Origin of the sequence: Flavobacterium sp. (assembly GCF_035292545.1) — a bacterium.
Lineage (GTDB): Bacteria > Bacteroidota > Bacteroidia > Flavobacteriales > Flavobacteriaceae > Flavobacterium.
Window position 1 is genome coordinate 1 of record NZ_DATDPV010000070.1, and the last position, 5,392, is coordinate 5,392.

Below are 5,392 nucleotides of genomic sequence, written 5' to 3' on the forward strand. Positions count from 1 at the left end.
GCAGCGGGTAATTTACCTGCTCTTAATACGTTTGCTAAATCTTTAGTTTCTGTTACATCAAAAACACCTGAAATCTCAGATCTTCCACCAGAAATTGGTCCGCTGGAAACTCCTGGAGCAGAATAAACCACATCATCCAAAACAATAGCAATATTGCTTTTTTGAGTAAATGCTTTTCCTGTCAATTCTTCCCAAGCTTTTGCTCCCTGACCACTCATTTGCATCGTTACCGATGGTTTTCCTAATTGGTCAAATGAATCTTTTGCATCAGTAACCATTCCACCACTCATGGCAGCTTGACTATCTCTGTTTCCTTTTAAAGCATATAATTCAACGGTTTCAATTTCTTTTTTAGTTTTCTCGTCTATAATTGATGACGGTTTTCCCCAAACGAATTTTGCATAACGCTGATCAGAAGCCAATAAAACTCTGATATCCTGTCTTTTTAAATAACCATTAATAGCAGCAGTATCTTTTGGAGATACAATCGCTAAAACTGGTCCGCCACCTTGAGCAACAAATTTATCCAATAACGGATTGTTTCCTTTTTCAGGAGCAACCGTATCTTTTGTTTTATCAGTTAATAAGTTACTGATTGAATCAGTCGTTGCTGTTTTTGCAGTTTCTTTAACTTCGATAGCTGATTTTTCAGTTAATTTCAAAGCATTGTTTGCAGCCATTAAGAAATTTCCTAACTCATCAATTTTATAGGTTTCCCAAAACTCTAATTGAGCCGTACTTTGCAATAATTTTTTGATACGATCCACATCTTTCGCACCAGGAAGTTCCACTAAGATTCTGCCTGATTCTCCAATTTTTTGGATGTTTGGTTGTGTTACACCAAATTTATCGATACGTTTTCTTAATACTTCAAAAGCACTTCCGATAGATTCGCTTACTTTTCTTCTGATAACTTTCTTAACCTCATTATCAGACATTTTGAAGTTTACTTCTTCTCCTAATATTTTATTAGCAAAAACATCCGGTGAAGACAATTTCAATTTTCCTGCAGCAACAGTTTCAAATTCGTCAAAAAAGGCTTCTAAATAATCCTCGTTTCCTTGTCTGTTCTTAGTTGCTTCAGCCAATGCCTGGTTGAAAATAGGGTTTTTAGAATTATTTGCTAATCCTTTAATAATGTCTTTTACAGAGATTTGAAGCTGTACACTGATACCCCCTTCTAAGTCTAATCCTTTGTTGATTTTTTTCTCTTTTACCTCATCATAAGTAAAATCAGAAAATCCAAGATTGAATACTTTTTCTTTCCCAATGGAATCTAAATATTTTAATTCTTTGCTTGGATCTCCGGCAGCGAATGATTTTGCATCATTTTCTACTTTTTGAGAAACGAATGTGAAAGAAAGTTGGTAAATACTTACCAATGCAAATAAAATTGCGAAAAATTTAATAAGTCCTCTATTCTGCATTATTAGTAAAATTAATTAATTTTTGTTTCTGTATTTTTATGTTAACTGTTAAAAATAAATCAAGTTTGCTATTTTATTTCGAAAATATAAAAACTTAAAGTACTCTTAATTTTTTCAACCGAGCAAATATATAATTTACCAAAAGATTAACCAATTTATTTATTGATTAATCTCAAAAAAAAGACTGCAAAGTTGCAGTCTTCTCTATATATTGTTTAAAAACTTATGCTAAAACCGATTTTAGGTCTGCATTCATATTACGAACTGCTTCAGCACTTTTAGCAAATAATGCTTTTTCAGCATCGTTTAAATTGATATCCAAAATTTGTTCAATTCCGTTTTTACCAATGATACAAGGCACACCGATACAAATATCGTTTTGACCATATTCTCCTTCTAAAAATACAGAACAAGCAATCATTTTCTTTTGGTCATTCAAGATACTGTCTACTAAATAAGCTACAGAAGCGCCAGGCGCATACCAAGCTGAAGTTCCTAAAAGCCCAGTCAGTGTCGCTCCGCCAACCATAGTATCAGCAGCTACTTTATCTAATTCTGCCTGAGAAAGAAATTCAGAAACCGGAATACCATTATATGAAGCCAAACGTGTTAATGGAATCATAGTAGTATCACCGTGACCGCCAATAACCATTGCAGAAACATCATTTGATGGTTTGTCCAATGCTTTTGACAAATAATATCTAAAACGAGAACTGTCCAAAGCACCACCCATTCCGATAATTCTGTTTTTTGGCAAACCTGTAGCTTTCAAAGCCAGGTAAGTCATGGTATCCATAGGATTTGAAACCACCACTACAATAGTGTTTGGAGAATGAACCAATACATTTTCAACCACTGTTTTCACAATTCCTGCATTGATACCGATTAATTCTTCACGAGTCATTCCTGGTTTTCTAGGAATACCTGATGTAATCACGACTACATCGCTGTTTGCCGTTTTAGAATAATCATTGGTAACCCCTGAAACTTTGGTATTAAAACCAGTATTGGTGGCACATTGCATGATATCCATAGCCTTACCTTCTGCAAAACCTTCTTTAATATCCAATAACACCACTTCACTTGCAATTCCTCTGTATGAAATTGTATCTGCACAAGTTGCTCCTACATTTCCTGCTCCTACTATTGTAACTTTCATTTGTTGGTTGTTTTTTATTTAAAATAATTAAAATTCGTATTGTAATGATAGGTTTGTATTCACAAATTTACCAAAAGCAATTGTAGATTGTAAATAAAGATTGCTAATTTGATATCTTGCAGAAACTTCCCCTATTATATTAGTTCTTGTTTTATATATTTCTTTTAGTTTTTCATTTAAAACACTTTGCAGCGGAACAACTTCCTCTATCTGCCCTTTTTCTCCTGTAAATCGGTATTCAACATCACTAGTATTTGCAATAACTCCAGCCAAAAATTCAAACTTTTTATACTCTTTCGAGGCATTAATTTGAAACTGCCAGGTATCCACAAATCCAGTGATTTTATTAATTCCTAAATTCCCGGAACTTGTTTGAGGATCCAGAAAACCGAAACTTATATCTTCATTTGAATAGCAGACTACCCCTGCCAAATTTATTTTATTAGCTTGTAATGATTTAAGATATTGACTCAAATTATGTTTCAAACCAAAACCATACACCTGATAATCGCCCTTTTTTAATTTTGTTCTGGGTGCAAATTTAACTAAAAATTCAGTCCCATACCAAAGCGCAATGGCACCCGATAAATGAGGGTAAAAAACTACCTCCTGATTTACTCCTTCAGGTGTTTTCATTCGAACTTCCTCATCACCTAATTGCCCCACTAAATAAACCTGATTGTCATTTCCTAAAGCAGTCGGAACTGTAGCTGACGTACCGTTTTCTATAGAAAAAAAAGAAAAATCAGAATTATTGATTACAAATTCTCTGTCCTTATTCGGAACAAAAAAGACATTAGCATGCACTCCTAAAGTGACATCCCAAAGCGGTCTTTTCTTAGCTGAATTTACCCAACCTGATGAAGACTGATAAATTGCCGCATCCGCTGCCGGTGTTATGTATTGATTAGAAAAAAATAGGGCGTCATTGATCAGATGCCCTAAGTCTTCAAGCATTTCATTCGATTGAGAAAACGAAATATTGGTAATTAATAAAAAAAGGATTGAAAATCTTTTCATTTATTACGCGTCGATATTTGCATACACCGCATTTTTCTCGATAAATTCTCTACGCGGCGGTACTTCATCTCCCATTAACATAGAGAAAACTCGGTCTGCCTCTGCCAAACTATCAATAGTTACCTGACGTAAAGTTCTGAAACTTGGATCCATTGTCGTTTCCCACAATTGCTCCGCATTCATCTCGCCAAGACCTTTATAACGTTGAATTCCGGCACTTCCACCCATTCTTTCATTGGCCTGATCGCGTTGAACATCATTCCATGCGTATTCTTTTTTGTTTCCTTTTTTAACTAAATATAAAGGCGGAGCTGCAATATATACGTGCCCTTCCTCTATTAATTCTTTCATGAAACGGAAGAAAAAAGTTAAAATTAAAGTAGAAATGTGGCTACCATCGACATCGGCATCACACATAATAATTACTTTATGGTATCTTAATTTCTCTATATTTAATGCTTTACTGTCTTCTGCTGTACCAATTGTTACACCAAGGGCAGTAAATATATTTCTGATCTCTTCATTTTCAAAAACTTTGTGAACCATTGCTTTTTCCACATTCAGAATCTTACCACGTAATGGCAAAATCGCTTGAAAAGCACGGTCACGACCTTGTTTTGCAGTTCCACCTGCCGAATCTCCCTCGACAAGGTATACTTCGCATTTTGCAGGATCCTGCTCAGAACAATCGGATAATTTCCCTGGTAATCCACCGCCGCCCATTACGGTTTTGCGTTGTACCATTTCACGCGCTTTTTTGGCAGCGTGACGGGCTTGTGCCGCAAGGATCACTTTTTGAACAATGATTCGGGCATCATTTGGATTTTCTTCCAAATAAGCTTCAATCATATCCCCAACAGCCTGACTTACTGGCGAAACAACTTCTCTATTACCTAATTTTGTTTTGGTTTGTCCTTCAAATTGTGGTTCGGCTACTTTTACAGAAATAATTGCTGTTAATCCTTCACGGAAGTCATCTCCTGAAATATCGAACTTCAATTTATCCAACATTCCTGAAGCATCTGCATATTTCTTTAACGATCTGGTCAGACCGGTTCTGAAACCTTGTAAATGCGTTCCACCTTCGTGGGTATTGATATTATTTACATAAGAAAAAATATTCTCTGTGTAACTGGTATTGTAAATCAATGCCACCTCAACAGGGATTTCTCCTTTTTCGTTATCCATAGAGATAACGTGAGAAATAATCGGTTCACGGTTTCCATCCAAATAACGGATATATTCTTTCAGACCTTCATCTGAATGGAAAACTTCTGAAACAAATTTTCCTTCTTTATCTAATTCTCTTTTATCAGTAAAAGTAATCGTAATCCCCTTATTCAAATAAGAAAGCTCACGCATACGAGCTGACAAGGTATCGTATGTAAACTCTATAGTTTGCGTAAAAATACTTGGGTCAGGATAAAAAGTAACTATCGTTCCTCTTTTTGTAGTTTCACCAATTTGTTTTACCGGATATAGTGCTTTTCCTTTTTCATATTCTTGCTCGTACACTTTTCCGTCACTGCTATGAACTGTAGCTCTCAAATGGTTTGACAAAGCATTTACCACCGAAACTCCAACACCGTGAAGTCCTCCGGAAACTTTATAAGAATCTTTATCAAACTTTCCTCCGGCTCCAATTTTGGTCATTACAACCTCCAGTGCCGAAACTCCTTCTTTTTTATGAATTCCTACTGGAATTCCACGTCCGTTATCTTCAACAGTAATGGAACCATCTTCATTTATATCAACCCTAATGGTGTCGCAATGACCACCCATTGCC

Annotated in this window: 4 protein-coding genes; all 4 read right to left on the reverse strand. The window is 35.6% G+C overall.

Features of this window, described 5'->3' with window-relative positions:
- Window positions 1-1,427 (reverse strand): SecDF P1 head subdomain-containing protein (locus tag VI621_RS11910; RefSeq protein WP_414655495.1); only part of this gene is annotated, 1,427 nt, incomplete at its 3' end.
- 223 nt (window positions 1,428-1,650) lie between these two features.
- Entirely contained in the window at window positions 1,651-2,586 is a 936-nt protein-coding gene (gene mdh / locus VI621_RS11915; RefSeq protein WP_324218618.1) for a malate dehydrogenase, read from the reverse strand.
- Between the two features lie 27 nt (window positions 2,587-2,613).
- Window positions 2,614-3,606 carry a DUF6588 family protein gene (locus VI621_RS11920; RefSeq protein WP_324218619.1) on the reverse strand — a complete coding sequence of 331 codons (993 nt, stop codon included), beginning with the start codon at window positions 3,604-3,606 and terminating at the stop codon, window positions 2,614-2,616.
- Between the two features lie 3 nt (window positions 3,607-3,609).
- Window positions 3,610-5,392: DNA topoisomerase subunit B (locus VI621_RS11925; protein ID WP_324218620.1), on the reverse strand; the 1,783-nt coding region annotated here is incomplete at its 5' end.